General features: G+C 58.2%; 23 protein-coding genes. 18 read left to right on the forward strand and 5 right to left on the reverse strand.

The features are described from left to right. The first annotated feature begins 337 nt into the window (after positions 1–337). Positions 338–1,291, forward strand: coding sequence for a nickel/cobalt transporter (locus tag AB8846_RS17745; protein WP_370733301.1), 954 nt, complete (start codon positions 338–340; stop codon positions 1,289–1,291). Positions 1,292–1,324: 33 nt separating this feature from the next. Here the strand turns inward: AB8846_RS17745 and proP are convergent, their stop codons facing one another. Beyond that, entirely contained in the window at positions 1,325–2,827 is a 1,503-nt protein-coding gene (gene proP, locus AB8846_RS17750) for a glycine betaine/L-proline transporter ProP (RefSeq protein ID WP_063144944.1), read from the reverse strand. Between the two features lie 648 nt (positions 2,828–3,475). Here proP and kdgT point away from each other — a divergent pair. Next, a complete protein-coding gene (kdgT, locus tag AB8846_RS17755; protein WP_063144945.1) occupies positions 3,476–4,468 on the forward strand; it encodes a 2-keto-3-deoxygluconate transporter in 993 nt (330 codons plus the stop codon). Positions 4,469–4,529: 61 nt separating this feature from the next. Here the strand turns inward: kdgT and AB8846_RS17760 are convergent, their stop codons facing one another. Both AB8846_RS17760 and crfC read right to left on the reverse strand, forming a co-directional pair. Continuing rightward, positions 4,530–5,405: a diguanylate cyclase regulator RdcB family protein gene (locus AB8846_RS17760; RefSeq protein WP_331413664.1), complete on the reverse strand. Its 876-nt coding sequence runs from the start codon at positions 5,403–5,405 to the stop codon at positions 4,530–4,532. Beyond that, positions 5,402–7,756 (reverse strand): clamp-binding protein CrfC, encoded by a 2,355-nt coding sequence (gene crfC / locus AB8846_RS17765; RefSeq protein WP_370733302.1) that lies wholly within the window; start codon positions 7,754–7,756, stop codon positions 5,402–5,404. The genes AB8846_RS17760 and crfC overlap by 4 nt, the downstream gene beginning before the upstream one ends. A gap of 596 nt (positions 7,757–8,352) precedes the next feature. Between crfC and AB8846_RS17770 the strand changes: the two genes are divergently transcribed. From AB8846_RS17770 to phnP, 16 genes are all read left to right on the forward strand, one after another. Continuing rightward, on the forward strand, positions 8,353–8,688 hold the full coding sequence (locus AB8846_RS17770; RefSeq protein ID WP_023334217.1) for a zinc ribbon domain-containing protein YjdM: 336 nt from the start codon (positions 8,353–8,355) through the stop codon (positions 8,686–8,688). Between the two features lie 120 nt (positions 8,689–8,808). Then, positions 8,809–9,252 (forward strand): VOC family metalloprotein YjdN, encoded by a 444-nt coding sequence (yjdN, locus tag AB8846_RS17775; RefSeq protein ID WP_063144948.1) that lies wholly within the window; start codon positions 8,809–8,811, stop codon positions 9,250–9,252. A gap of 173 nt (positions 9,253–9,425) precedes the next feature. Continuing rightward, entirely contained in the window at positions 9,426–10,214 is a 789-nt protein-coding gene (phnC, locus tag AB8846_RS17780) for a phosphonate ABC transporter ATP-binding protein (protein ID WP_023334215.1), read from the forward strand. A gap of 24 nt (positions 10,215–10,238) precedes the next feature. After that, positions 10,239–11,255 (forward strand): phosphonate ABC transporter substrate-binding protein, encoded by a 1,017-nt coding sequence (gene phnD, locus AB8846_RS17785; RefSeq protein ID WP_370733303.1) that lies wholly within the window; start codon positions 10,239–10,241, stop codon positions 11,253–11,255. 117 nt (positions 11,256–11,372) lie between these two features. Continuing rightward, positions 11,373–12,152, forward strand: coding sequence for a phosphonate ABC transporter, permease protein PhnE (gene phnE / locus AB8846_RS17790; protein ID WP_063144950.1), 780 nt, complete (start codon positions 11,373–11,375; stop codon positions 12,150–12,152). A 20-nt stretch (positions 12,153–12,172) separates the two neighbouring features. Next, positions 12,173–12,898 carry a phosphonate metabolism transcriptional regulator PhnF gene (phnF, locus tag AB8846_RS17795; protein ID WP_370733304.1) on the forward strand — a complete coding sequence of 242 codons (726 nt, stop codon included), beginning with the start codon at positions 12,173–12,175 and terminating at the stop codon, positions 12,896–12,898. Then, positions 12,899–13,351: a phosphonate C-P lyase system protein PhnG gene (gene phnG / locus AB8846_RS17800; RefSeq protein ID WP_370733305.1), complete on the forward strand. Its 453-nt coding sequence runs from the start codon at positions 12,899–12,901 to the stop codon at positions 13,349–13,351. Further along, complete coding sequence (phnH, locus tag AB8846_RS17805) at positions 13,348–13,932, forward strand: phosphonate C-P lyase system protein PhnH (RefSeq protein WP_096150964.1); 585 nt, start codon at positions 13,348–13,350, stop codon at positions 13,930–13,932. The genes phnG and phnH overlap by 4 nt, the downstream gene beginning before the upstream one ends. Further along, positions 13,932–14,996, forward strand: coding sequence for a carbon-phosphorus lyase complex subunit PhnI (locus tag AB8846_RS17810; RefSeq protein ID WP_370733306.1), 1,065 nt, complete (start codon positions 13,932–13,934; stop codon positions 14,994–14,996). The genes phnH and AB8846_RS17810 overlap by 1 nt, the downstream gene beginning before the upstream one ends. After that, a complete protein-coding gene (locus AB8846_RS17815) occupies positions 14,989–15,834 on the forward strand; it encodes an alpha-D-ribose 1-methylphosphonate 5-phosphate C-P-lyase PhnJ (RefSeq protein WP_370733307.1) in 846 nt (281 codons plus the stop codon). The genes AB8846_RS17810 and AB8846_RS17815 overlap by 8 nt, the downstream gene beginning before the upstream one ends. Further along, on the forward strand, positions 15,831–16,586 hold the full coding sequence (phnK, locus tag AB8846_RS17820; protein WP_252044117.1) for a phosphonate C-P lyase system protein PhnK: 756 nt from the start codon (positions 15,831–15,833) through the stop codon (positions 16,584–16,586). The genes AB8846_RS17815 and phnK overlap by 4 nt, the downstream gene beginning before the upstream one ends. Before the next feature lie 106 nt (positions 16,587–16,692). Then, entirely contained in the window at positions 16,693–17,373 is a 681-nt protein-coding gene (phnL, locus tag AB8846_RS17825) for a phosphonate C-P lyase system protein PhnL (protein WP_063144957.1), read from the forward strand. Further along, on the forward strand, positions 17,370–18,506 hold the full coding sequence (gene phnM, locus AB8846_RS17830; RefSeq protein WP_370733308.1) for an alpha-D-ribose 1-methylphosphonate 5-triphosphate diphosphatase: 1,137 nt from the start codon (positions 17,370–17,372) through the stop codon (positions 18,504–18,506). The genes phnL and phnM overlap by 4 nt, the downstream gene beginning before the upstream one ends. Then, positions 18,503–19,054, forward strand: a complete 552-nt coding sequence (gene phnN / locus AB8846_RS17835) for a ribose 1,5-bisphosphokinase (protein WP_152594386.1) — start codon at positions 18,503–18,505, stop codon at positions 19,052–19,054. The genes phnM and phnN overlap by 4 nt, the downstream gene beginning before the upstream one ends. Next, complete coding sequence (gene phnO / locus AB8846_RS17840; protein WP_370733309.1) at positions 19,047–19,481, forward strand: aminoalkylphosphonate N-acetyltransferase; 435 nt, start codon at positions 19,047–19,049, stop codon at positions 19,479–19,481. Before phnN ends, phnO begins: the two co-directional genes overlap by 8 nt. Positions 19,482–19,490: 9 nt before the next feature. Further along, complete coding sequence (gene phnP, locus AB8846_RS17845; protein WP_370733310.1) at positions 19,491–20,249, forward strand: phosphonate metabolism protein PhnP; 759 nt, start codon at positions 19,491–19,493, stop codon at positions 20,247–20,249. A gap of 81 nt (positions 20,250–20,330) precedes the next feature. Here the strand turns inward: phnP and yjdP are convergent, their stop codons facing one another. Beyond that, the gene (gene yjdP / locus AB8846_RS17850; protein WP_370733311.1) at positions 20,331–20,657 is read right to left on the reverse strand and encodes a DDRRRQL repeat protein YjdP; all 327 of its coding nucleotides are present in this window, start codon (positions 20,655–20,657) and stop codon (positions 20,331–20,333) included. A gap of 69 nt (positions 20,658–20,726) precedes the next feature. Continuing rightward, positions 20,727–23,009, reverse strand: a complete 2,283-nt coding sequence (locus tag AB8846_RS17855; RefSeq protein ID WP_370733312.1) for an ATP-binding protein — start codon at positions 23,007–23,009, stop codon at positions 20,727–20,729. Positions 23,010–23,069 lie beyond the last annotated feature (60 nt).

The following is a 23,069-nucleotide window of genomic DNA, read 5'->3' on the forward strand; positions in this document are numbered from 1 at the left end:
GCTCACCGTTGCGAGGTGGCGTATATTACGCTTTCCTCTTTCAGAGTCAACCCGTTATTTCAGGATTTTTTCTCTTCAACCGAACCGCTTGTTGTGTGAAGTGATTCACATGTTCCGTGTCGATGGAGGCGCATTATAGGGAGTTCTCAGCGGGCCGCAACCGCTAAATGACAGAAAAATGACTGACTGCTGCATTCCACAGCAAAACCCCGCCTTATACCCATTTATGCACAAAGTTATCCACAATCATGAGCGGATCGCGATGCGATCCTACGAATTGAGCGGGAAGATCAACTATACTAGCGGCAAATACTCTCCTCTGTGCAGGCCCACCCTCATGACCACACAACGCCTCGCCCGTGACTGGCGTCTCCCTACCGCAGGAGTGATGCTGCTGGCAATCCTCTTTGCCGGTTTTACCCTGCATGCGCACTGGAACGCTTTTATCCAGTGGTGTCTCGCCACACAAATTACGCTGCACCGCTATCTGGTGATGTATTTGCTGCAGCTTAATAACCACCAGTACAGCGGCGGATTATGGCTGTTAACGGGGGCTTTCCTTTATGGTGTCCTTCACGCCATCGGACCCGGACACGGAAAATTCATTGTGACGACCTATCTGACCACCAATAAGGAAAGCGAGCTGGCTGCCCGGGTCGTCCCTTTTCTGGGTAGTCTGATGCAGGGCGTGAGCGCCATTCTGTTTGTCTTTATTCTGGCGGTGGGGTTTAACCTCGCCTCAGGGGATATCAGTACCAGCCGCTGGTACGTGGAGAAGATAAGCGCTGTGCTTATTGGCGCATTTGGTGCATTTGTTATTTACCAGGCGCTGAAAAGCCTGCGCCCGCGCAGGATGACTATCTCCGCCATCAAGCCGCTTCATCAGCATGACGAACATTGTGGCTGCGGCCACCACGGCGTGGGGGCAAACCTGACGCAAGGTGACTGGAAAACGCGCCTGGGCGTCATTCTGGCGATCGGCGCACGTCCGTGCAGCGGGGCGATCATGATTCTGATGTTTTCGAACGCGCTGGGCATTGTCACCTGGGGGGTGGCCGCAGTCATGACCATGTCTTTGGGCACCGCGCTCTCTATTGTGGGGCTTTCACTGGCAGTACGTTACGCCCGCGAGCGCACGGTGAGCTGGTTCGGAGAAAGCGCCTCATTAAGATGGCTCGTACCGGCAGTCAAAATAGCCGGAGGGATAGTCCTGATCCTGTTCGCGACGGTGCTGTTCCTGACGGTGATCCCCATCAGCGCCAATGGCGACTACATCGCTGCTGGATGCTAATAAAAGAAAACCCGCCGTTGGCGGGTTTCTTTATTACTCGTTGATGCGTGGATGCTGGTCCACCAGTCGGGAGCGTTTTTTCTGCAGCTCTTCAATCTCTGCGTCAATATCCTCAATCTTCTGCTCTACGTTATCGTAGTGCTCACGCAGGATCTCTTTCGCTTCCTGGATATCAGACGCCGCAGGCGTTGCACCTTTCAGAGGACGATTCGCCGTCTCCTTCATGGTAATACCGGTAATCAAACCAATCACCGCGATCACCATCAGGTAATAAGCCGGCATCATCAGGTTCTGCGTACTCTCTACCAGCGAGGCGGCAAGCGTCGGGGTCAGACCGGCAATCAGCACCGAGATGTTAAAGGCCGCGGCCAGCGCGCTGTAGCGAATGTGGGTCGGGAACATCGCGGGCAACGTGGAGGCCATCACCCCGATAAAGCAGTTAAGGATCACCGCCAGCATCAGCAGACCGGCAAAAATCAGCCCCAGCACATCACTGTTAATCAGTATGAATGCCGGAATGGCCAGAGCAAACAGCGCAACGCTTCCCAGAATAATGAAAGGTCGACGGCCAAAACGGTCACTCAACAGGCCCATAATCGGCTGCACAAACAGCATACCCACCATGATGGCGATAATAATCAGCACACCGTGATCTTCCGAGTAGTGCAGGTTATGCGACAGATAGCTCGGCATGTAGGTCAACAGCATGTAGTAGGTCACGTTGGTCGAAATCACCAGACCAATACAGGTCAGCAGGCTGCGCCAGTGCTTAGTGGCAATCTCTTTGAACGACACCTTCGGACCATCCTGCAGCCCTTCGCGGTCACCCTGTTCCAGTTTTTCGACGTGCTGCTGGAACGCGGGCGTCTCCTCAAGCGCATGACGCAGGTAGAGACCAATAATCCCCAGCGGCAATGCCAGGAAGAACGGGATACGCCAGCCCCAGTCGAGGAAGTTATCTTCACCCACCACGGTTGAAATCAGCACCACCACGCCCGCGCCCAGGACAAAACCGGCAATCGAGCCAAAGTCCAGCCAGCTTCCCATAAAACCGCGCTTACGGTCCGGGGAATATTCGGCGACGAAGATCGAGGCACCTGTGTATTCACCACCCACGGAGAAGCCCTGAGCCATCTTACAAATCAGCAGCAGAATCGGTGCCCAAATGCCGATGGTGGCGTAAGACGGTATAAGGCCGATACAGAATGTACTGATCGACATAATGACGATGGTGATGGCAAGGATTTTCTGGCGACCATATTTATCGCCGAGCATACCGAAGAACAGACCGCCCAGCGGGCGAATCAGGAAGGGAACGGAGAACGTACCCAGTGCGGCAATCATCTGCAGGCTGGGATCGGCCCCGGGGAAAAACACTTTACCTAACGCATAGGCCACAAAGCCGTAGACACCAAAATCGAACCATTCCATCGCATTACCGAGCGAGGCTGCGGTAATGGCTTTACGCAGCTTTGCGTCATCAATAATGGTGACGTCGCGAAGCGTGATGGGTTTAATCTTTTTCCTTCTTAGCATAGCTATCCTCGTTGACTCGGCCCTGTCTGTTTCACAGTCCAGTTTGCGTTCTGTGAACCATGGGATCCGCTCCATGCGAATCGCCTTATTCAAGCGTAGCAGGTTTACTTACATTGACGTTTTACGTCGATACAACCGAACCTGTTGACGCCTGCCTGGGCAGTTAATGACCTTTTTACCCTACCAGCGTTTATATGTGTGATCAACTTCACACATATTTTCGCTTCCGGTCAACTCAGTCAAATTTTTGTCAAGGAGTGCCAATAAGTACTTCCTTAACCCACCTAAAGAACATCCTCACGCACGTCATTATTTCTTTCTTAACAGAAAAACAAACCACGTTATTTCACATCGGCTTTACATAAATTTTCATCAACAGGAACCGGCCTCAAGTTTTACATTGAATATGTGATAAAGATAACTAAAACGATGTTTTATTTTCATTGAATCATTATTCCAATGATCGCATGATAAATCCGAATACCGTGTTTTATGTGTTTCTGAATGAGGTTAATCGAGAGCACGCATTTAATTATGTTGCTGGTTTATCGAAAAAAAACCGCATGCAATAAGAGCAATACATTGAATTTATTGACTAATTTTTAACACCTATCACCCGTCCTGCGGGATCCGATGTGAGGTTTGTCCATGAAGATTAAAGCCACGATAGAACGCATACCCGGCGGTATGATGCTGGTTCCGCTGGTGCTGGGCGCGATCCTGAATACCCTTGCTCCCGATACCGGAGCTTATTTTGGTGGTTTCACAAAAGGCATGATAACAGGCACGGTCCCCATTCTTGCCGTCTGGTTTTTTTGTATCGGCGCATCCATTAATTTGCGGGCAACGGGTACCGTATTACGGAAATCCGGCACGCTGGTGATAACCAAAATAGCCGTAGCCTGGGCGGTAGCAATGATATGCGCGATGTTCATTCCGGAGGATGGAATTCAGACCGGGTTCTTCGCGGGTTTATCGGTCCTGGCGATTGTCTCGGCGATGGATATGACTAACGGCGGATTGTACGCCAGCCTGATGAACCAGTACGGGACGAAAGAAGAGTCCGGCGCATTTGTGCTGATGTCTCTGGAGTCCGGCCCGCTGATGACGATGCTGATCCTGGGGTCTGCTGGCCTGGCCTCGTTTGAACCCCACCACTTTGTCGGCGCGATCCTGCCCTTCCTGATCGGCTTCGCGCTTGGCAATCTCGATCGCGATCTGCGTGATTTCTTCAGCAAAGCCACGCCGGTGCTGATCCCGTTCTTCGGTTTCGCACTGGGGAATACCATCAATCTGAAGGTCATTCTCGATACCGGCCTGCTGGGTATTGTGCTGGGTGTCGCCGTGATCGTCATCACCGGTATTCCGCTGATTATTGCCGACCGCGTAATCGGAGGAGGAAACGGCACAGCGGGCGTCGCCGCCTCTTCAGCCGCAGGTGCTGCCGTCGCAAACCCGGTGATTATTGCCCAAATAAACCCAGCCTTCGAACCGGTGGCCGCTTCAGCGACGGCGCTGGTTGCCGCCAGCGTGATTGTCACCGCGATTCTGGTGCCCATCATTACCGCGCTGTACGCGAAACGCTACGGGAATATGCAAGAGATCCAGCCTGAACCGAAACCAATAGAAATGAATCATTAACACACCGCACCAAACCATCCCCTCTCCTCTGCGGGGAGAGGGTTAGTGAGGGGTAAGGGATTTACCCAAAAATCTCTTCCACCATCGCGTCCACCAGCCGTTTTGCCGAACAGAGCCTCGGCATACCCAGCGCGACGGTCTGCCAGTTTTGCGTGACTGACCAGCTCACCGGATGTTGATCCGCCTGACACCAGTCCCCCAGCCACCCCAGCATGTCTTTGTGATCGATCAACCCCGGAGAGGCCGGGGTTGTCAGCCACTGGTGATAGAAATGGCGGGTCGTGGGGGAGGCATTAATGCCCTGCGCCAGATAGTTAGCCGCCATGCTGCGCAGGTTATCCTTAAGCATTGCCGCCACATCCTCATTCGCGAGGCGGCATGCATCACCAAATGCCCCCCAGCGCAGTTCTTCCAGCACGATGAAACAGCGCCCGGCCAGCGACCAGCCATCATAATGCCCGGCCCGCCAGCGGGTAAAAATCTGCTCACTGTGCTCGCCCGCCTGCACCGTAAGCCCGCGCTGGGTCAGCGCCTTTTCTTTATATGCTGCACGTTGGGTAAAATGAGAGGCGAGTTCAGCGTATTGCTGCATCAGCCCAGGGGATTGCGGAGCGCGCGGGTGCGTCTGCTGGCGCAAAGCAATCAGCTTCTCTGCCATCAGCGTCAGCGCTAGATGACCAGGGTCAAGCATGCCGGCCAGTTTTTCCGCCAGCCCCAGGCGCAGCGCCGTATTTTCATTGAGCATCCCCGCCATCGCCCAGGGGCGCAACCGGGTATGGGTCATGATTTCCTGAGTCAAACGCTCACGAAACTGCAGCTGTTGTGGTCCCAGGTGGGAATGACGCGCCGCGTCTCCCCCCTGCACCAGATCGACCATAAATTTTGGATTAATACACTCCAGCGTTCTCCCGGGGCCATCCAGTAGTGGTGTTGTCATGGTTGCTCTGCCGCGAATAGTGTTTGAATATCATCGCGTAACAGTCGGGTATCTTCCTGTATCCACGTCGCAGTAGTGATACTTTGCTTCAACAACTGGCAGAGCGCTCGGGTCGAATGCTCATTCTGTTGACGCACTGCGAGGCTATCACGCAAGCTTTCCTGTAAGCCGGTCAGGCACAGCGAAAATTCTGCAAAGAACGTTGCCATCCCTGCCGTAACAGAGACATCGACCTGCGCGGACAAAGCTTTACGTATTTGTTCACAAAACTGTTCAATATGTTGCTTAAATTTGTCATGGAGCTGCGCAATGTCGATAACATAGCGCGTGCGCGTTTCCACATAATCATCCCAGCCCCAGCCCGGATTATTGAGCCAGCGAGAGACCGTTTCACGCATGCTTCCCCCGCCAGAGGCCTGTCCAGCCTGGCTGTCATCTTCCGCAATCGCATCGTTAAACAGCGCCCGCGTATTGAAGTTAAGCTGGCTCGCCTGAAACGCCGGGAAACTGATTCGCGCCCGAAAACCCGAATGGCTGAGATGCTCTTTAATACGCGTTTCGATGGGGCGCATGGCTTCGTTCAGGGAACGCGCCAGCGTAGACTCAAGCTGGTCGAAGCGTAGCGCCAGCTCACGGGCGATCTTCGTCTGCGCATCCAGCATGATAAGCTCGCAGGAGGCGCGGATTTTACTCAGCGCGATTTGCGCCTGCCCTTCATCGTCCAGCACCAGCTGCTTCAGCGATTGCAGCTCGTCATCGCGGCGGTTCCGTCGATCGATGCCTGCCAAATCAAGAATATGGTGCGCGCTAAACACGTCACCAATCGCCTGGTGAAGGGCCGTTTTCTGGGACGCCATAAATCCCGCGGTGGCGTTCAGCGCCTCCTCAACCTCATGTTTCACCTCATCGCTCACCACGCTCTGGCGCGTCTGCAGAAGCGCCATGTCCTCTTCCAGACGTGCGATGTTCAGTTCAAGCGCCTCAAACGCCACCGTCAGCCCCTGATAACGGAAGTCGAGATACTCCCGGGCATTTTGTGCGTAGTTGAGCAACTTATGCGAGGCCGAACGCAAAGCGTATAGCGAGGCATTGGCATAGGCGGCGTAAATCAGCTTGCGGATCGGTTGTTCAAAGAGCGAATCTTCCCAGAGCAGATCGGCAGAATGACGAACATGCTCGATATCGTCCAGGTCCGCCGTACGCCAGCGACGCCCAAGCGCAGCTTCGGCAAAATCCTGTACCCAGGGTTGCTCCTGATGATCCGGCAGCTGTCCGTGGGTATTCATTTCGTAGCGAGCGCGGTTCGCCAGATATGCCCACATGGACGAAACGGGGTAGATCTGGCCAGGCGAAATATTGCCTTTCATTAAGGTGCCGGAGATCATCGCCCGGATCTGTTCTTCATCGTCGCTATTGCGATCTTTCTGATCGAATTTATTGACCAGCGCATACAGCGGCACGGATTTTCCCGCCGCGGAAATGGCCTGGCGGACTTCTTCATCAGAGATGGATTTAAGCTGGGTATAATCCATCACGGCCAGCACCGCCGACGCACGGGACAACTGCTCGCTGAGCATTTTTTGCAGATGCGGCTGTCCGGCCTCATTCGGCCCGGGCGTATCGAGCAGGGTCAGCTGTCCAAGGTGAGCATCCAGACCCGCAAGATGCACGAACTCCACTTCAATCACCGGAATATGTTCGATGGCGGCATATTCAGAGAAGGGAAACTCCACGCCTAACGCCTGGGAAAGTCTCACCAGGTCGTTAAGGCTTTTCAGACAATGAAATATCGGCTGCGCGCCCAGGTGATGCTTCTCAAACGCTTCTCCTTTTTCAATGCGCTCCAGCAGCGTATTCATGTCTTTATCAATTTCCAGACGCTGGGCCAGCTTCCCGCGATCGTAATCGCATAGCTTTTTCTGGAGCAGTTGAATCAATTCATCAATCGGCGAGGCATGTGAGAAATGCAGCACCGGATCCTTCTGGCCAGGCGTATGGCGAATAAGGGTAGGTAGCGCCGTCATCGGACGATTGCGGTTCGGCAACACTTCGGTACCCACAATCGCATTAATGGTGGTCGATTTCCCCGCTTTCATGGTGCCAACAATAGCCAGGACCATTTCCAGCCGGGTTATTTTCCGTAATTCATTATTCAGCATCGCCTGCTGCGCTTCGACACCGCGCGCACTAAAATGCAAAGGTAAAACGTTGTTCTTTTCACCCGTAATGGCAGCCGCTGTGCTCTCCAGCATTGCAGTCGGCATTGATTTCAACGTATCAAGGTTTTGCAGGGCGAGCTGTAACAAACGCTCAGCTTCCTGGCTTAATTCAAAAATGGTCTGTGTGTGCATGATAAAAGCCTTTCCTTAACGCAAATTTATTACTTTTATTAAGCCACTGGTATTAATTATGTTGTTCAGGCTTATATGATCACGTGTGGAAAACATGTTCGCCGAAATATAACTGATTGATGATAATCAGAAATAATTCGCTATCCTTGCATGGCGTGTATAGCTTCCCTCCTGGCCTGATGGCCAAAAGAAAAAAGCGTAGCCCAATTTTAAGAAACTTCAGGATATATCATCATTATTTACCCACCTAAAAAGAGAGGTAATACGCCCCTGCCATAAGATATGTATGACAGCGAAGTCAGGAGATAAATAACAATGTGTCGCTTCACCTTATCCGAAATGAAGGAGCGTAGCAATTTGCCGCAATAAAATATTCGATATATTTAGCACCCATTCTTTCCACCGTGTTAATGACGTAAGCATCGCTTAACTGACTGACAGGAAGTGTCACTCCCAATACGCTTTTCGCATTTTTTTAATTCACAATATCACCGACAATCGTGTGGATTTGCGCTATACTTGCCGCCTTTTTCGGCACGCTGCCGTCATTTAGCTGGCACTTTCCAGCGCGTTTACACTTTTTTGAGGATACCGATATGTCACTCCCACACTGCCCAAAATGCAATTCTGAATACACCTATGAAGATAATGGCATGTTCATCTGCCCGGAATGCGCTCACGAATGGAATGATGCCGAACCATCACACGATGCTGATGCACTTGTCGTAAAAGATGCGAACGGCAATCTGCTGGCGGACGGCGACAGCGTAACCGTGGTTAAAGACCTGAAAGTGAAAGGCAGTTCTTCCATGCTGAAGATTGGCACCAAAGTGAAGAATATCCGTCTGGTTGAAGGCGATCATAATATCGACTGCAAAATTGACGGTTTCGGTCCGATGAAGCTGAAATCTGAGTTCGTGAAAAAGAACTGATTTCTCTTTTTTGTAGGCCGGATAAGCGCAGCGCATCCGGCAAAATCGCCCGGTGGCGCTTCGCTTACCGGGCCTACAACAACTAAACTTAATGGGCTTCTCTTACGTGAGGTAAAGATTATGCCGTTAAGTCCCTACATCTCTTTCGCCGGTAACTGTGCAGAGGCCACCGCCTTCTACCAGCAGGCCGTCGGCGCAGAACTCCTCTATAAAATTACCTTCGGCGAAATGCCAAAAAGCGATAACAGCGATGAAGGCTGTCCGTCCGGCATGCAATTTCCGGATTCGGCTATCGCTCACTCCAACGTTCGCATTGCGGGCAGCGATATCATGATGAGCGACGGGATGCCGCCGGGCAGCAACGCGCAGTACGCGGGTTTCACGCTGGTTCTCGATACCCAGGACGTTAATGAAGGCAAGCGCTGGTTCGACAACCTCGCCGCGGGCGGGAATATCGAAATGACCTGGCAGGAAACCTTCTGGGCACACGGTTTCGGTAAAGTCACCGATAAATACGGCGTGCCGTGGATGATCAACGTCGTTAAGCAACACCAAACGTCGTAGGCCGGATAAGCGCAGCGCAGCCGGCAACAGCGCCCGGTGGCGCTGCGCTGACCGGGCCTACGGTGATTGTCATCGCTTTCACTTCAACTCTTCAAACTCCCGCAACCCAGACTTAACCCAAATGTCACATTGATGCGCCAGCATGAGGCCACATTTATCGTGAGGCCCAGCACATGCAAACCGTCATCCGCGTCGAGAAACTGAGCAAGACCTTCAATCACAATAAGGCTCTGCATGCCGTTGATCTGACCGTCCAGCAGGGCGAAATGGTGGCGCTGCTGGGGCCATCCGGTTCAGGCAAATCCACCCTTCTGCGTCATTTAAGCGGCCTTATCACCTGCGATAAAACGCCGGAAAGCCACGTCGAGCTGCTGGGCAATACCGTGCAGCGCGCGGGGCGTCTCGCCAGCGATATCCGCAAGAGCCGCGCCCAGACGGGCTACATCTTCCAGCAGTTCAACCTGGTGAACCGCCTGACGGTGCTGGAGAACGTGCTGATTGGCGCGCTCGGCAGCACCCCGTTCTGGCGCACCTGTCTGCGCTGGTTCTCCCCTTCCCAGAAGCAGGAAGCCTTACAGGCGCTGACCCGCGTCGGCATGGCGCATTTCGCCCACCAGCGCGTCTCCACCCTGTCCGGTGGACAACAGCAGCGCGTCGCCATCGCCCGCGCCCTGATGCAAAAAGCGCAAATCATTCTCGCTGACGAACCCATTGCCTCGCTGGACCCGGAGTCCGCCCGCATCGTGATGGAGACCCTGCGCGACATTAACCAGAACGACGGCATCACCGTGGTGGTCACGCTGCATCAGGTGGATTACGCCCTGCGCTACTGCGAACGCATTGTCGCCCTGCGTCAGGGTCATGTGTTCTTTGATGGCGCGAGCCATCAGTTTGATAACGAACGTTTTGACCATCTCTACCGCAGCATTAACCGCGTCGAAGAGAACGCGCAGGCTGCTTAATTAAACCCGATCCGAGGAAAGTACATGAGCTACAAAGCCGTTGCCGCGCTGGCCTTTACCAGCATGTTCAGCCTCAGCACCCTGTTAAGCCCGGCGTACGCGGAAGAGCAGGAAAAAGCGCTGAACTTCGGCATTATTTCGACGGAATCACAGCAGAACCTGAAGCCTCAGTGGGAACCGTTCCTGAAAGATATGGAAACCAAGCTGGGGATCAAAGTGAAAGCCTTCTTCGCCCCGGACTACGCGGGCATCATCCAGGGGATGCGCTTTAACAAAGTGGACATCGCCTGGTACGGCAACCTCTCCGCCATGGAAGCGGTAGACCGCGCGAACGGCCAGGTCTTTGCCCAGACCGTTGCCGCAGATGGCTCCCCTGGCTACTGGAGCGTGCTGATCGTGAATAAAGACAGCCCGATCAACAACCTCAACGACATGCTCGCCAAACGCAAAGAGCTGACCTTCGGCAACGGCGACCCGAACTCCACCTCCGGTTACCTTGTCCCCGGCTACTACGTCTTCGCCAAAAACAACGCCTCCGCGAGCGACTTCAAGCGCACGGTGAACGCCAGCCACGAAACCAACGCCCTGGCCGTGGCCAACAAGCAGGTGGACGTTGCCACCAACAACACCGAGAACCTCGACAAGCTGAAAACCTCAGCGCCGGACAAGCTGAAAGAGATCAAGGTTATCTGGAAATCGCCGCTGATCCCGGGCGACCCGATTGTCTGGCGTAAAAAACTCTCTGAAAGCACCAAGGACAAGGTGTACGACTTCTTTATGACCTATGGCAAAACGCCGGAAGAGAAGGCCGTCCTGGCGCGTCTGGGCTGGGCACCGTTCCGCCCGTCAAGCGACCTGCAGCTGGTCCCGATTCGTCAGCTGGCGCTGTTTAAAGAGATGCAGGGCGTGAAGGAGAACAAAGGGCTGAAGGACGAGGAGAAGACCAGCAAAGTGGCCACCATTCAGGCCCAGCTGGAAGACCTCGACCGCCTGACCGCCGCGCTCGGTGCAATGACCAGCGTGAATAAAGCGGTGCAGTAGTGCCTTTCTCCCTCTCCCTGTGGGAGAGGGCCGGGGTGAGGGCATCAGCGCGCACATGTCCCCCTCACCCTAACCCTCTCCCTCAAGGGAGAGGGGACTAAACCCAAAGGAGCCAACATGCAAACCATCACCCTCCCACCGCCGAAGCGCAGCTGGTTCTCGCTCATAAGCTGGGCCATCCTGCTGGCGGTGCTGATTATCTCCTGGAAGGGCGCGGAGATGGATCCGCTGCTGCTCTTCAAAGACGCGGGCAACATGGCGACCTTCGCCGCCGACTTCTTCCCGCCGGACTTCAGCCAGTGGCAGGACTATCTCAGCGAAATGGCGGTCACCCTGCAAATCGCCGTCTGGGGCACCGCCCTTGCCGTCGTTCTCTCTATTCCATTTGGCCTGATGAGCGCCGAAAACATCGTGCCGTGGTGGGTGTATCAGCCGATGCGTCGCCTGATGGACGCCTGCCGCGCCATCAACGAAATGGTCTTTGCGATGCTGTTCGTGGTCGCCGTTGGCCTGGGTCCGTTTGCCGGCGTGATGGCACTGTTCATCCACACCACCGGCGTGCTCTCCAAGCTGCTCTCCGAAGCGGTCGAAGCCATCGAACCCGGCCCGGTGGAAGGCATACGCGCAACGGGCGCCAACAAAATCGAAGAGATCCTTTACGGCGTTCTGCCGCAGGTGATGCCGCTGCTGATCTCCTACTCCCTGTACCGCTTTGAGTCCAACGTCCGCTCCGCCACCGTGGTCGGCATGGTGGGCGCAGGCGGGATTGGCGTCACCCTGTGGGAAGCGATTCGCGGTTTCCAGTTCCAGCAAACCTGCGCCCTGATGGTGCTCATCATCGTTACCGTCAGCCTGCTGGATTTCCTCTCTCAACGTTTGCGTAAGCACTTCATCTGAGAAGCGAGGCTTTGTTTTCTATGCACTTATCCAGACATCCGACCAGTTACCCCACCCGCTGGCAGGAGATTGCGGCAAAGCTCGAAGTGGAGCTGCGCACGCACTACCGCTGCGGGGACTACCTGCCCGCCGAGCAGCAGCTTGCCGACCGCTACGAGGTGAACCGCCACACCCTGCGCCGCGCCATTGACCAGCTGGTCGAGCGCGGCTGGGTCCAGCGACGTCAGGGCGTGGGCGTGCTGGTGCTGATGCGCCCGTTCGACTACCCGCTAAACGCCCAGGCGCGCTTTAGCCAGAACCTGCTGGATCAGGGCAGCCACCCGACCAGCGAAAAGCTGCTCTCGGTATTGCGCCCGGCCTCCAGCCACGTAGCGGACGCGCTGGGCATTCAGGAGGGCGATAACGTGATTCACCTGCGCACCCTGCGCCGCGTTAACGGCGTGGCGGTGTGCCAGATAGACCACTACTTCGCGGACCTCGCCCTCTGGCCCGTGCTCCAGCATTTCTCCAGCGGCTCGCTGCATGATTTTCTTCAGGATGCGGCAGGCATTGCGCTCAAGCGCACCCAGACGCGCATCAGCGCCCGCCGCGCGCAGGCGAAAGAGAGCAAGGTGCTCGAAATCCCCAACATGGCCCCGCTGCTCTGCGTACGCACCCTCAACCACCGTGACGGCGAGATCAACGCGACGGAATACTCCGTCAGCCTGACCCGCGCCGACATGATCGAATTCACCATGGAGCACTGAATGCACTTCGACACCGCCACCCGACAGCGCTGGATGCACGTGCTGGCCCACAGCCAGCCTGCCGCGCTCTCTGCCCGCATGAGCGCCCTGAGTCTGGCACCCGATTACGACACCCTTCGCGCCCCGGAGATCGGCCTCGTTCAGATCCAGGCGCGCATGGGCGGCACCGGCGAGCGCTTTTTCGCCGGAGACGCCACCCTCACCCGCGCCGCGATCCGCCTGAACAGCGGCACGCTGGGCTACAGCTACGTGCTGGGGCGCGACAAAGCGCACGCCGAGCGCTGCGCGGTGATCGACGCGCTTTTACAGGAACAACCCTATTTCCAGACGTTAATGGAAACCCTTATTGCCCCGCTGGAAGCCGACCGCGCCGCGCGCATTGCCGCACGTCAGGCCGAAGTGAACGCCAGCCGGGTCGACTTCTTTACGCTCGTTCGCGGAGACAACGCATGACGCTTCAACCTGCTTTTACCCTGGCCGTCCAGGATGCCCAACACAGTTTTCGTCGCCTGCTGAAGGCCATGAGCGAGCCGGGCGTGATCGTCTCGCTGCACCAGCTCTCCCAGGGCTGGCTGCCGCTGAACCTGGCGACCACCAGCGTGCTGCTGACGCTTGCCGATAACGACACCCCGGTGTGGCTCTCGGGCGCGCTGTCGAACGATATCGCCAGCCAGAACCTGCGCTTTCACACCGGTGCGCCGCTGGTCGATCAGCCCCAGCAGGCGGTTTTTGCCGTGGCCGACGAGCAAATCAGCCATGAACAGCTCAACGCCCTGAGCGAAGGCAGCGCCGTCGCCCCGGAAACCAGCGCCACGCTGATCCTGCAGGTCTCCAGCCTGAGCGGCGGCCGCATGCTGCGCCTCACGGGCGCAGGCATCGCCGACGAGCGCATGGTCGCGCCGCAGCTGCCGGAATGCATCATTCACGAGCTGACCGAACGCCCGCACCCGTTCCCGCTGGGCATTGATCTGATCCTCACCTGCGGCGAGCGCCTGCTGGCAATCCCGCGGACTACGCACGTGGAGGTGTGCTGATGTACGTTGCCGTCAAAGGGGGCGAGAAGGCCATCGCCGCCGCCCATGCGCTACAGGCGCACAGACGACGGGGCGATGAACGGCTTCCCGAGCTGAGCGTCGCCCAGATTGAGCAGCAGTTAAACCTCGCCGTCGACCGCGTGATGACCGAAGGCGGCATTGCTGACCGCGAGCTGGCAGCGCTGGCCCTGAAGCAGGCCAGCGGCGATAACGTGGAAGCCATCTTCCTGCTGCGCGCCTACCGCACCACGCTTGCCAAACTGGCGGTCAGCGAGCCGGTCAATACGGCGGAGATGCGCCTGGAGCGCCGCATTTCTGCCGTTTATAAAGACATCCCCGGCGGCCAGCTGCTTGGCCCGACCTACGACTACACCCATCGCCTGCTGGATTTTACCCTGCTGGCGAACGGCGAAGCGCCGCAGCTGAGCACCTCCGACGCCGAACAAGAACCGTCTCCGCACGTCTTCAGCCTGCTGGCAAAGCAGGGCCTGGCGAAGACGGAAGAAGATACAGACGCGCAGCCGGATGACATCACCCGCACGCCGCCGGTTTATCCGTGCTCGCGCTCGTCCCGCCTGCAGCAGCTGATGCGCGGCGACGAAGGCTATCTTCTGGCGCTGGCCTACTCCACCCAGCGCGGCTACGGGCGCAACCATCCGTTTGCGGCCGAAATTCGCAGCGGCTACATCGACGTTGAAATCGTGCCGGAAGAGCTGGGTTTTGCGGTGAACGTCGGCGAACTGCTGATGACCGAATGCGAGATGGTGAACGGTTTTGTCGCGCCCGAAAATGAAGACCCGCACTTTACCCGCGGCTACGGGCTGGTATTCGGCCTCGGCGAGCGCAAGGCCATGGCAATGGCGCTGGTCGACCGCGCCCTGCAGGCGCCGGACTACGGCGAGCACGTTGCAGGCCCGGCGCAGGACGAAGAGTTCGTGCTGGCCCACGCGGATAACGTTGAGGCCGCCGGCTTTGTCTCGCACCTCAAGCTGCCGCACTACGTCGATTTCCAGGCCGAACTGGAACTGCTGAAACGCCTGCAACGGGAGCGCGCCAATGGCTAACTTAAGCGGCTACAACTTTGCCTATCTTGATGAGCAAACCAAACGCATGATCCGCCGCGCGATACTTAAAGCGGTGGCCATTCCGGGCTATCAGGTACCGTTCGGCGGCCGCGAAATGCCGATGCCCTACGGCTGGGGCACGGGCGGTATTCAGATCACCGCCAGCGTGATCGGCGAGGCGGACGTGCTGAAGGTCATCGACCAGGGCGCGGACGACACCACCAACGCCGTGTCGATCCGCAGCTTCTTCCAGCGCGTCACCGGCGTCGCCACCACCGAAAAAACCGAAGACGCGACGCTGATCCAGACCCGTCACCGCATCCCCGAAACCCCGCTGGCTGAAGATCAGATTTTGATTTTCCAGGTGCCGATCCCGGAGCCGCTGCGCTTTATCGAGCCGCGCGAAACGGAAACCCGCACCATGCACGCGCTGGAGGAGTACGGGGTAATGCAGGTGAAGCTGTATGAGGATATCGCCCGCTTCGGCCATATCGCCACCACCTACGCCTACCCGGTGAAGGTCAACGGGCGCTACGTGATGGACCCGTCGCCGATCCCGAAGTTCGATAACCCGAAGATGGACATGATGCCCGCCCTGCAGCTGTTCGGTGCCGGGCGCGAAAAGCGCATCTACGCCGTCCCGCCTTACACCCGGGTGGAAAGTCTCGATTTCGACGATCACCCGTTTACGGTGCAGGAGTGGGACGAGCCGTGCGCCATCTGCGGATCCCAACACAGCTATCTGGACGAAGTGGTGCTGGACGACACGGGCAAACGGATGTTTGTCTGCTCCGACACCGATTACTGCCGCCAACAGAGCGAGGCGAACGGCCAATGAAACCGCTGCTTTCGGTTAATAACCTGACCCACCTGTATGCGCCGGGCAAAGGCTTCAGCGACGTGTCGTTCGAGCTGTGGCCGGGCGAGGTGCTGGGGATCGTCGGCGAGTCCGGCTCCGGCAAAACCACCCTGCTGAAGTCCATCTCCGCGCGCCTGACGCCGCAACAAGGCGAGATCCTGTATCAGGGACGCTCCCTCTACGGCATAAGCGAGGCCGAGCGCCGCCGCCTGCTGCGCACCGAGTGGGGCGTGGTGCATCAGCACCCGATGGACGGCCTGCGCCGTCAGGTCTCCGCCGGGGGCAACATCGGCGAACGCCTGATGGCCACCGGCGCGCGCCACTACGGCAACATCCGCGCCACCGCCCAGCACTGGCTGGAGGAAGTTGAAATCCCCGCCTCGCGCATCGACGACCTGCCGACAACCTTCTCTGGTGGGATGCAGCAGCGCCTGCAGATTGCGCGCAACCTGGTCACCCACCCGAAGCTGGTGTTTATGGATGAACCCACCGGCGGGCTGGACGTCTCCGTGCAGGCGCGCCTGCTCGACCTGCTGCGCGGTCTGGTGGTGGAGCTGAACCTTGCGGTGGTAATTGTCACCCACGATCTGGGCGTTGCGCGCCTGCTGGCGGACCGTCTGCTGGTGATGAAGCAGGGCCAGGTGGTGGAAAGTGGGCTCACCGACCGGGTGCTCGACGATCCACACCATCCGTACACCCAGCTGCTGGTGTCGTCCGTGTTGCAGAACTGAGGTTGCTGTTGCCGGGTGGCGCTTCGCTTACCCGGCCTACGGACTGCGCTCTTTGTAGGCCGGGTAAGCGAAGCGCCACCCGGCAAGAAAACGCCACGAGGCCAACATGATCCACGTACAAAACGTAAGTAAGACCTTTGTGCTCCACCAGCAAAACGGCGTGCGCCTGCCGGTGCTGCAAAATGCCTCGTTAGAGGTCAGCAGCGGCGAATGCGTGGTGCTGCACGGCCATTCCGGCAGCGGAAAATCCACCCTGCTGCGCTCCCTGTACGCCAACTATCTGCCGGACGAAGGCCATATTCACATTCGCCACAACGATGAGTGGGTCGATCTGGTGCAGGCCCCCGCGCGTAAGGTGCTGGAAGTGCGCCGCACGACGATCGGCTGGGTGAGCCAGTTTCTGCGGGTGATCCCGCGGATCTCCGCCCTGGACGTGGTGATGCAGCCCCTGCTGGATCTCGGCGTGCCGCGTGAAACCTGCGCCGCCAAAGCCGCCAGCCTGCTGACGCGCCTCAACGTGCCAGAACGCCTGTGGCACCTTGCCCCGTCGACCTTTTCCGGCGGCGAGCAGCAGCGCGTCAATATCGCCCGCGGCTTTATCGTCGACTACCCGATTTTACTTCTGGATGAACCCACCGCCTCGCTCGACGGTAAAAACAGCGCGGCCGTGGTGGAGCTGATCGAACAGGCCAAAGCGCGCGGGGCGGCGATCGTCGGGATCTTCCACGACGACACCGTACGCAGCCGCGTGGCGGACAGATTGCACCCGATGGGGACAAACGCATGATTATCAATAACGTCAAGCTGGTGCTGGAAAACGAAGTCGTTGATGGCTCGGTTGAAGTCCATGAAGGCGTTATTCGCGCCTTTGCCGAAACCCAGAGCCGTGCCCCTGAAGCGATGGACGGTGAAGGCGGCTGGCTGCTGCCGGGGCTGATTGAGCTGCATACCGACAATCTGGACAAATTTTTCACCCCGCGCCCGAAGGTGGACTGGCCCGCCCATTCGGCGATGAGCAGCCACGACGCGCTGATGGTCGCCAGCGGCATCACTACGGTGCTGGACGCGGTGGCGATTGGCGACGTGCGCGACGGCGGCGACCGCCTGGAGAATCTGGAGAAGATGATCAACGCCGTGGAGGAGACGCAAAAACGCGGCCTCAACCGCGCCGAGCACCGTCTGCACCTGCGCTGCGAGCTGCCGCACCACACCACCCTGCCGCTGTTTGAAAAGCTGGTCGGGCGCGAGCCGGTCTCGCTGGTCTCCCTGATGGACCACTCGCCGGGGCAGCGTCAGTTCGCCAACATCGAAAAGTATCGCGAATATTATCAGGGCAAATATTCTCTCAGCGATGCGGAGATGGCCCGTTACGAAGAAGAGCAGCTTCAGCTTGCGGCACGGTGGTCGCAGCCGAACCGCCTCAGGATTGCCGCGATGTGTCGTGACCGCAATATCGCGCTGGCCAGCCATGACGACGCCACGCAGGATCACGTGCTCGAATCCCACCAGCTTGGCGTCGCGATCGCCGAATTTCCCACTACCTTTGAAGCGGCTGAAGCCTCCCGCAGGCACGGCATGAACGTGCTGATGGGCGCGCCGAACATCGTGCGCGGCGGATCGCACTCCGGCAACGTCGCGGCAAGCAGGCTCGCCTCCCTTGGCCTGCTGGATATTCTCTCGTCCGACTACTACCCCGCCAGCCTGCTGGATGCGGCGTTCCGGGTGGCGGACGACGAAGGCAACAGCTTTACGCTGCCGCAGGCGATTCGCCTGGTGACGAAAAATCCGGCCAGCGCGCTTAACCTTCACGATCGCGGGGAAATCGCCGAGGGTAAACGTGCGGATCTGGTGCTGGCCCACCGCAAGGGCGAGCATGTTCACATCGACCACGTCTGGCGTCAGGGAAAAAGGGTGTTCTGATGGGAAGGCTCATCTGGTTAATGGGGCCCTCCGGCTCCGGTAAGGACAGCCTGCTGTCCGCCTTACGGCAGCGGGAACATCCGCAGCTGCTGGTCGCGCACCGCTATATTACCCGCGCGGCCAATGCAGGGAGTGAAAACCATATCGCCCTGAGCGAGCAGGAGTTTTTCATCCGTGCCGGGCAAAACCTGCTGGCGCTGAGCTGGCATGCAAACGGCTATTACTATGGGATCGGCATTGAGACCGATCTGTGGCTGCATGCGGGCTTCGACGTGCTGGTTAACGGCTCACGTGCGCATCTGCCACAAGCGCGCGCCCGCTACGAGGCGGCCCTGCTGCCGGTCTGTCTGCAGGTTTCGCCGGACGTCCTGCGCAGCCGGTTGCAGAGTCGGGGGCGTGAATCAGCTCGTGAGATCGATCAGCGGCTTGAGCGCGCGGCCCGCTATGCCCCGTCCGACTGTCACATCCTCAATAACGACGGAAGTTTGCTACAGTCAGTCGATACCTTTTTATCGCTTATCCGCCAGAAGGAGAAACAGCATGCCTGACTGCCAGCTTCGCCCCGCTACCGCCGACGATGCGCAGAGCGTTTACGCCCTGATCTGCGAGCTTAAGCAGGCAGAGTTCGATCGCCAGGCGTTTAACGCGGGCTATCTTGCCAATCTGCAGGATCGCAACATGCGCTACCAGCTTGCGGAGAGTGAGGGACAGGCCATCGGCATGATCGGTCTGCACATGCAGTTTCACCTCCATCACGCACGCTGGATCGGCGAGATCCAGGAGCTGGTTGTGATGCCGCAGGCGCGCGGGTTAAAGGTGGGAAGCCAGCTGCTGGCCTGGGCGGAAGAGGTGGCACGACAGGCTGGCGCGGAGCTAACCGAACTTTCCACCAGCGTGAAGCGCACCGACGCGCACCGTTTTTACGTTCGTGAAGGATACACGCAGAGCCATTTCCGATTCACTAAACCGCTGTAGAGGTGCGCTATGAGTCTGACCATCACGTTGACGGGAACCGGTGGCGCCCAGCTGGTGCCGGTCTTTGGCTGCGACTGCGCGGCCTGCCGCCGGGCGCGCCTGCAGGACAACTATCGCCGTCGCCCCTGTAGCGCGGTGGTCAAATTCAACGATGCGGTGACGCTGCTGGACGCGGGCATTCCGCACCTGATGGACGACTGGCCCGCAGGCAGCTTCCAGCAGTTTTTGCTGACCCATTACCACATGGATCACGTTCAGGGTCTCTTCCCCCTGCGCTGGGGCGTTGGCGCGACGATTCCGGTTTACGGTCCACCGGACGAAGCGGGCTGCGACGACCTGTTTAAACATCCGGGGATTCTGGATTTCAGCCACGCGGTCGAACCGTTTGTGATGTTTGAACTTCAGGGGATGCGGGTCACGCCGCTGCCGCTCAACCATTCAAAACTGACCTTCGGGTATTTGCTGGAATCGGCCCACAGCCGCGTGGCCTGGCTTTCCGACACCGCCGGGCTGCCGGAAAAAACGGTGAAGTTTCTGCTCAACAATCAGCCGCAGGCGATGATTATCGACTGCAGCCATGAACCGCGCGACGAGACGCCGCGAAACCATTGCGACTTAAATACCGTGATGGCGTTAAACGAGGTCATTGGCTGCCAACAGGTGATCCTGACGCACGTCAGCCATCAGTTTGACGTGTGGATGATGAATAACCCGCTGCCGCAGGGCATTGAAGCGGGCTATGACGGGATGGTTTTGGTACTCGACTAGTTTTGCCGGGTGGCGGCTGCGCCTTACCCGGCCTACGGTCCAGGGTTTTGTAGGCCTGCGTAAGCGAAGCGCCACCAGGCTTTAGCCTCGATCGTAATCGTCTTCTAACCTGCGCTCATCCTCTTCTAACCGACGGCGATCGTCATCCAGCTGACGCTGACGTTCATCTAAACGGCGACGTCTGTCTTCAAGCTGCCGACGACGATCGTCATACTGTCGGCTGTTGATTTGGCGGCTGCTGTCATAACGATCGTCATTATCATCGCTGCTGCGGCTGCTGCTGGGATTATAGGCATCGTTGATCGCCTGCTGAATGTTGCCAATAGCATCATCAACAATATCGGCATGGGCCAGCTGGCTGGTGAGTGACAGCAGACCGAATAACAGAGCAGTTGAGTAACGTTTCATAAGGCCAGACTCGCAGGTGAACTGGCTTTACGATAATGAACGGCGGGGAACCGGGGTAGCGGAGGAATCTCAAATTACCGTGACCTTGCGCAGCGCCTGCGCCAGCTGCGCCCGCGTAAACGGCTTACGCAGTAACTGGACGTCCGGCAGCTGCGGGTTGTGCGCGGGCCGTAAATCCTGGCCGCTGATCAGCAGCACCGGAAGCTGCGGATAATGACTGCGCACATGGTTAATCACCTCGGCTCCGCTCAGGCTTCCCGGCAACATCAGGTCGCTGATAAACATGCCAATATCCGGCGACGCCGCCAGCATGCTCAGCGCCTGCTCGCCGCTGTCCGCTTCCAGCGTCAGGTAGCCAAGCTGATGAAGCTGCTCGCACAGGGTCTGACGGACATCCGCCTCATCTTCCAGCACCAGCACCAGCCGCTCGCTATCGACGGAGGCGGTGGCTGACAGCGCTTCATCAGCAGCAGCGGCAGGCAGCACCGAGCGCGGGAGGTGAAGCCGGACGGTCGTTCCCTGCCCCGGCGCGCTTTCGATCTCCACGCGCCCACCGGACTGGCGGACAAAGCCGTAGACCATCGAGAGCCCTAACCCGCTCCCGCTTCCGGTCTGCTTGGTGGTGAAGAACGGTTCAAAGACCCGGGATTTCACCTCCTGAGACATGCCGCTGCCGCGGTCAATCACTTCCAGCGCCACCATATCCTGCCTGCGCCCGTCGCTGCGGGTAACACGCTGATTCCAGGTGCGGATTTTTATCACCCCGCTTTGCCCTTCCATCGCATCGCGGGCGTTCATCACCAGGTTGATGATGGCGTTTTCCAGCTGGCTGACGTCTATCCAGGCAGGCCAGGCCGGGGTTTGCGCTTCAATCTCCAGGGTCAGGGTGGCAGGCAGGGAGTGGCGCATCAGTTCCCGGAGGTTCTCCAGAAGCGGCAGCATCTCTACCGCATGCGGCGTCAGGGATTGCTTGCGGGAAAACGCCAGCAGGCGCTGGGTCAGTAAGGCACCACGCTCGGCCGCCTTCAGCGCCCGGGTAATGCGCGGCGCGTCTTTTGATTCGGGGTCGGTAAGCTCAAGGCTGCCGATGATCACCGCCAGCAGGTTGTTAAAATCATGCGCCAGACCGCCGGTCAGCTGTCCGACCGCCTTCATCTTCTGGCTGTGCAGCAGCGCCTCTTCCAGCCCCTGACGCTCAACGCGGTCGATCTCCATCTGCGTGGTTTTCTCTTTTAGCAGGCGCGTGGTGTGCTCAAGCGAGGCGGTATTGCGGGCAAAAACGTTAAACGCGCGCGCCAGCTCGCCCAGCTCATCGCGCCGCTGGAGGGCGGGAACGGAAACATCCTGTTCGCCGTGAGCAAGACGCGACATCGCCCGGGAAATGGCCGTCAGGTTAGAGGCCAGATTGCGGTAGATATACCAGCAGGCGCACCCGGTAATGATCAGCGCCAGGACGGCGAAGATGCTGATAAACACGCTGATGGATTGCAGCTCGTGATGGCTCTGGGCAGTGCGAAGGCGGGAGGCCTGCGCCACCTGCCCGACGTACTGATTAATGTCACCGTTGAGGATCGCCACCAGCGCCTTGATGTGGAACATATACCAGCTTATCGCCAGATCGCTCTCTTCCAGCTGCTTCGACAGCGGGGCGAGCTTGCCTAGCTCGGCATTAAAATCAGGCAGAACCCCCTTCACAACCGGCTGTAGGGCATTTCGGGGCAGCGTTGCGGCCACGCCGTCCAGCTGATGAACGGTCGCGCGCGGCGAAGGGGTGTCGATGGCAGCGGCGATCAGCCGGTCCATCTCCATCAGCTGCTGCGCATCCGGTACGTTGCTGTCATAGCGGCGGTTGATGTCCTGCAGATGACGCAGGTAGCTCTGGCTTTGATACAGCGAACTCAGCAGCGCGTTACGTTCCAGATGGCGCCGCTGTCCGCGCTCAAGCATCTCCGTCACGCTCTGCTGTAGCTCATTGCTTCGTTGAATAATGCGCGCCACCAGCGCTGGCTCCTGCTGCGCCAGCGGCGCATCCGCAAGCTGTTCCAGCGAGCGGCGCAGCGCCATTTGCGTCTGCTTCAGGCGCTCGGCTTCGCCTTTGTACTCCAGCGCCCCGACGACCTGCGAAAGCCGCACCGCCGCCGTCGCCACGCTGGCGGTATCGCGGGCCAGGTTCATGCTGCCGGTCATGTCATCCAGCGTTTGCTGCTGAACCTGCTCCTGGATTTGACTGGCGTGACGAAAGCCGAGCACCGCCACGCCGCTCACCATCAGCGTAACGGCGACCACCAGCAGATTGAAAATCAGCAGGCGGCCTCGGGCGCTGGCGAAGAAGGGGGGACGGCGTGATGGCATGGGTTTGGGCTCCTGTGCGGTTTGGTGTCCCCTCACCCTAACCCTCTCCCCAAAGGGGCG

The sequence above is a fragment of the Enterobacter sp. KB-221C9 genome (genome assembly GCF_041320715.1).
GTDB lineage: Bacteria > Pseudomonadota > Gammaproteobacteria > Enterobacterales > Enterobacteriaceae > Enterobacter > Enterobacter asburiae_D.

Excerpts from the sequence above, each read along its gene's own strand:
- AB8846_RS17745 (WP_370733301.1), top strand. The coding sequence starts at position 338 with ATGACCACACAACGCCTCGCCCGTGACTGGCGTCTCCCTACCGCAGGA.
- proP (WP_063144944.1), bottom strand. The coding sequence starts at position 2,827 with ATGCTAAGAAGGAAAAAGATTAAACCCATCACGCTTCGCGACGTCACC.
- kdgT (WP_063144945.1), top strand. The coding sequence starts at position 3,476 with ATGAAGATTAAAGCCACGATAGAACGCATACCCGGCGGTATGATGCTG.
- AB8846_RS17760 (WP_331413664.1), bottom strand. The coding sequence starts at position 5,405 with ATGACAACACCACTACTGGATGGCCCCGGGAGAACGCTGGAGTGTATT.
- crfC (WP_370733302.1), bottom strand. The coding sequence starts at position 7,756 with ATGCACACACAGACCATTTTTGAATTAAGCCAGGAAGCTGAGCGTTTG.
- AB8846_RS17770 (WP_023334217.1), top strand. The coding sequence starts at position 8,353 with ATGTCACTCCCACACTGCCCAAAATGCAATTCTGAATACACCTATGAA.
- yjdN (WP_063144948.1), top strand. The coding sequence starts at position 8,809 with ATGCCGTTAAGTCCCTACATCTCTTTCGCCGGTAACTGTGCAGAGGCC.
- phnC (WP_023334215.1), top strand. The coding sequence starts at position 9,426 with ATGCAAACCGTCATCCGCGTCGAGAAACTGAGCAAGACCTTCAATCAC.
- phnD (WP_370733303.1), top strand. The coding sequence starts at position 10,239 with ATGAGCTACAAAGCCGTTGCCGCGCTGGCCTTTACCAGCATGTTCAGC.
- phnE (WP_063144950.1), top strand. The coding sequence starts at position 11,373 with ATGCAAACCATCACCCTCCCACCGCCGAAGCGCAGCTGGTTCTCGCTC.
- phnF (WP_370733304.1), top strand. The coding sequence starts at position 12,173 with ATGCACTTATCCAGACATCCGACCAGTTACCCCACCCGCTGGCAGGAG.
- phnG (WP_370733305.1), top strand. The coding sequence starts at position 12,899 with ATGCACTTCGACACCGCCACCCGACAGCGCTGGATGCACGTGCTGGCC.
- phnH (WP_096150964.1), top strand. The coding sequence starts at position 13,348 with ATGACGCTTCAACCTGCTTTTACCCTGGCCGTCCAGGATGCCCAACAC.
- AB8846_RS17810 (WP_370733306.1), top strand. The coding sequence starts at position 13,932 with ATGTACGTTGCCGTCAAAGGGGGCGAGAAGGCCATCGCCGCCGCCCAT.
- AB8846_RS17815 (WP_370733307.1), top strand. The coding sequence starts at position 14,989 with ATGGCTAACTTAAGCGGCTACAACTTTGCCTATCTTGATGAGCAAACC.
- phnK (WP_252044117.1), top strand. The coding sequence starts at position 15,831 with ATGAAACCGCTGCTTTCGGTTAATAACCTGACCCACCTGTATGCGCCG.
- phnL (WP_063144957.1), top strand. The coding sequence starts at position 16,693 with ATGATCCACGTACAAAACGTAAGTAAGACCTTTGTGCTCCACCAGCAA.
- phnM (WP_370733308.1), top strand. The coding sequence starts at position 17,370 with ATGATTATCAATAACGTCAAGCTGGTGCTGGAAAACGAAGTCGTTGAT.
- phnO (WP_370733309.1), top strand. The coding sequence starts at position 19,047 with ATGCCTGACTGCCAGCTTCGCCCCGCTACCGCCGACGATGCGCAGAGC.
- phnP (WP_370733310.1), top strand. The coding sequence starts at position 19,491 with ATGAGTCTGACCATCACGTTGACGGGAACCGGTGGCGCCCAGCTGGTG.
- yjdP (WP_370733311.1), bottom strand. The coding sequence starts at position 20,657 with ATGAAACGTTACTCAACTGCTCTGTTATTCGGTCTGCTGTCACTCACC.
- AB8846_RS17855 (WP_370733312.1), bottom strand. The coding sequence starts at position 23,009 with ATGCCATCACGCCGTCCCCCCTTCTTCGCCAGCGCCCGAGGCCGCCTG.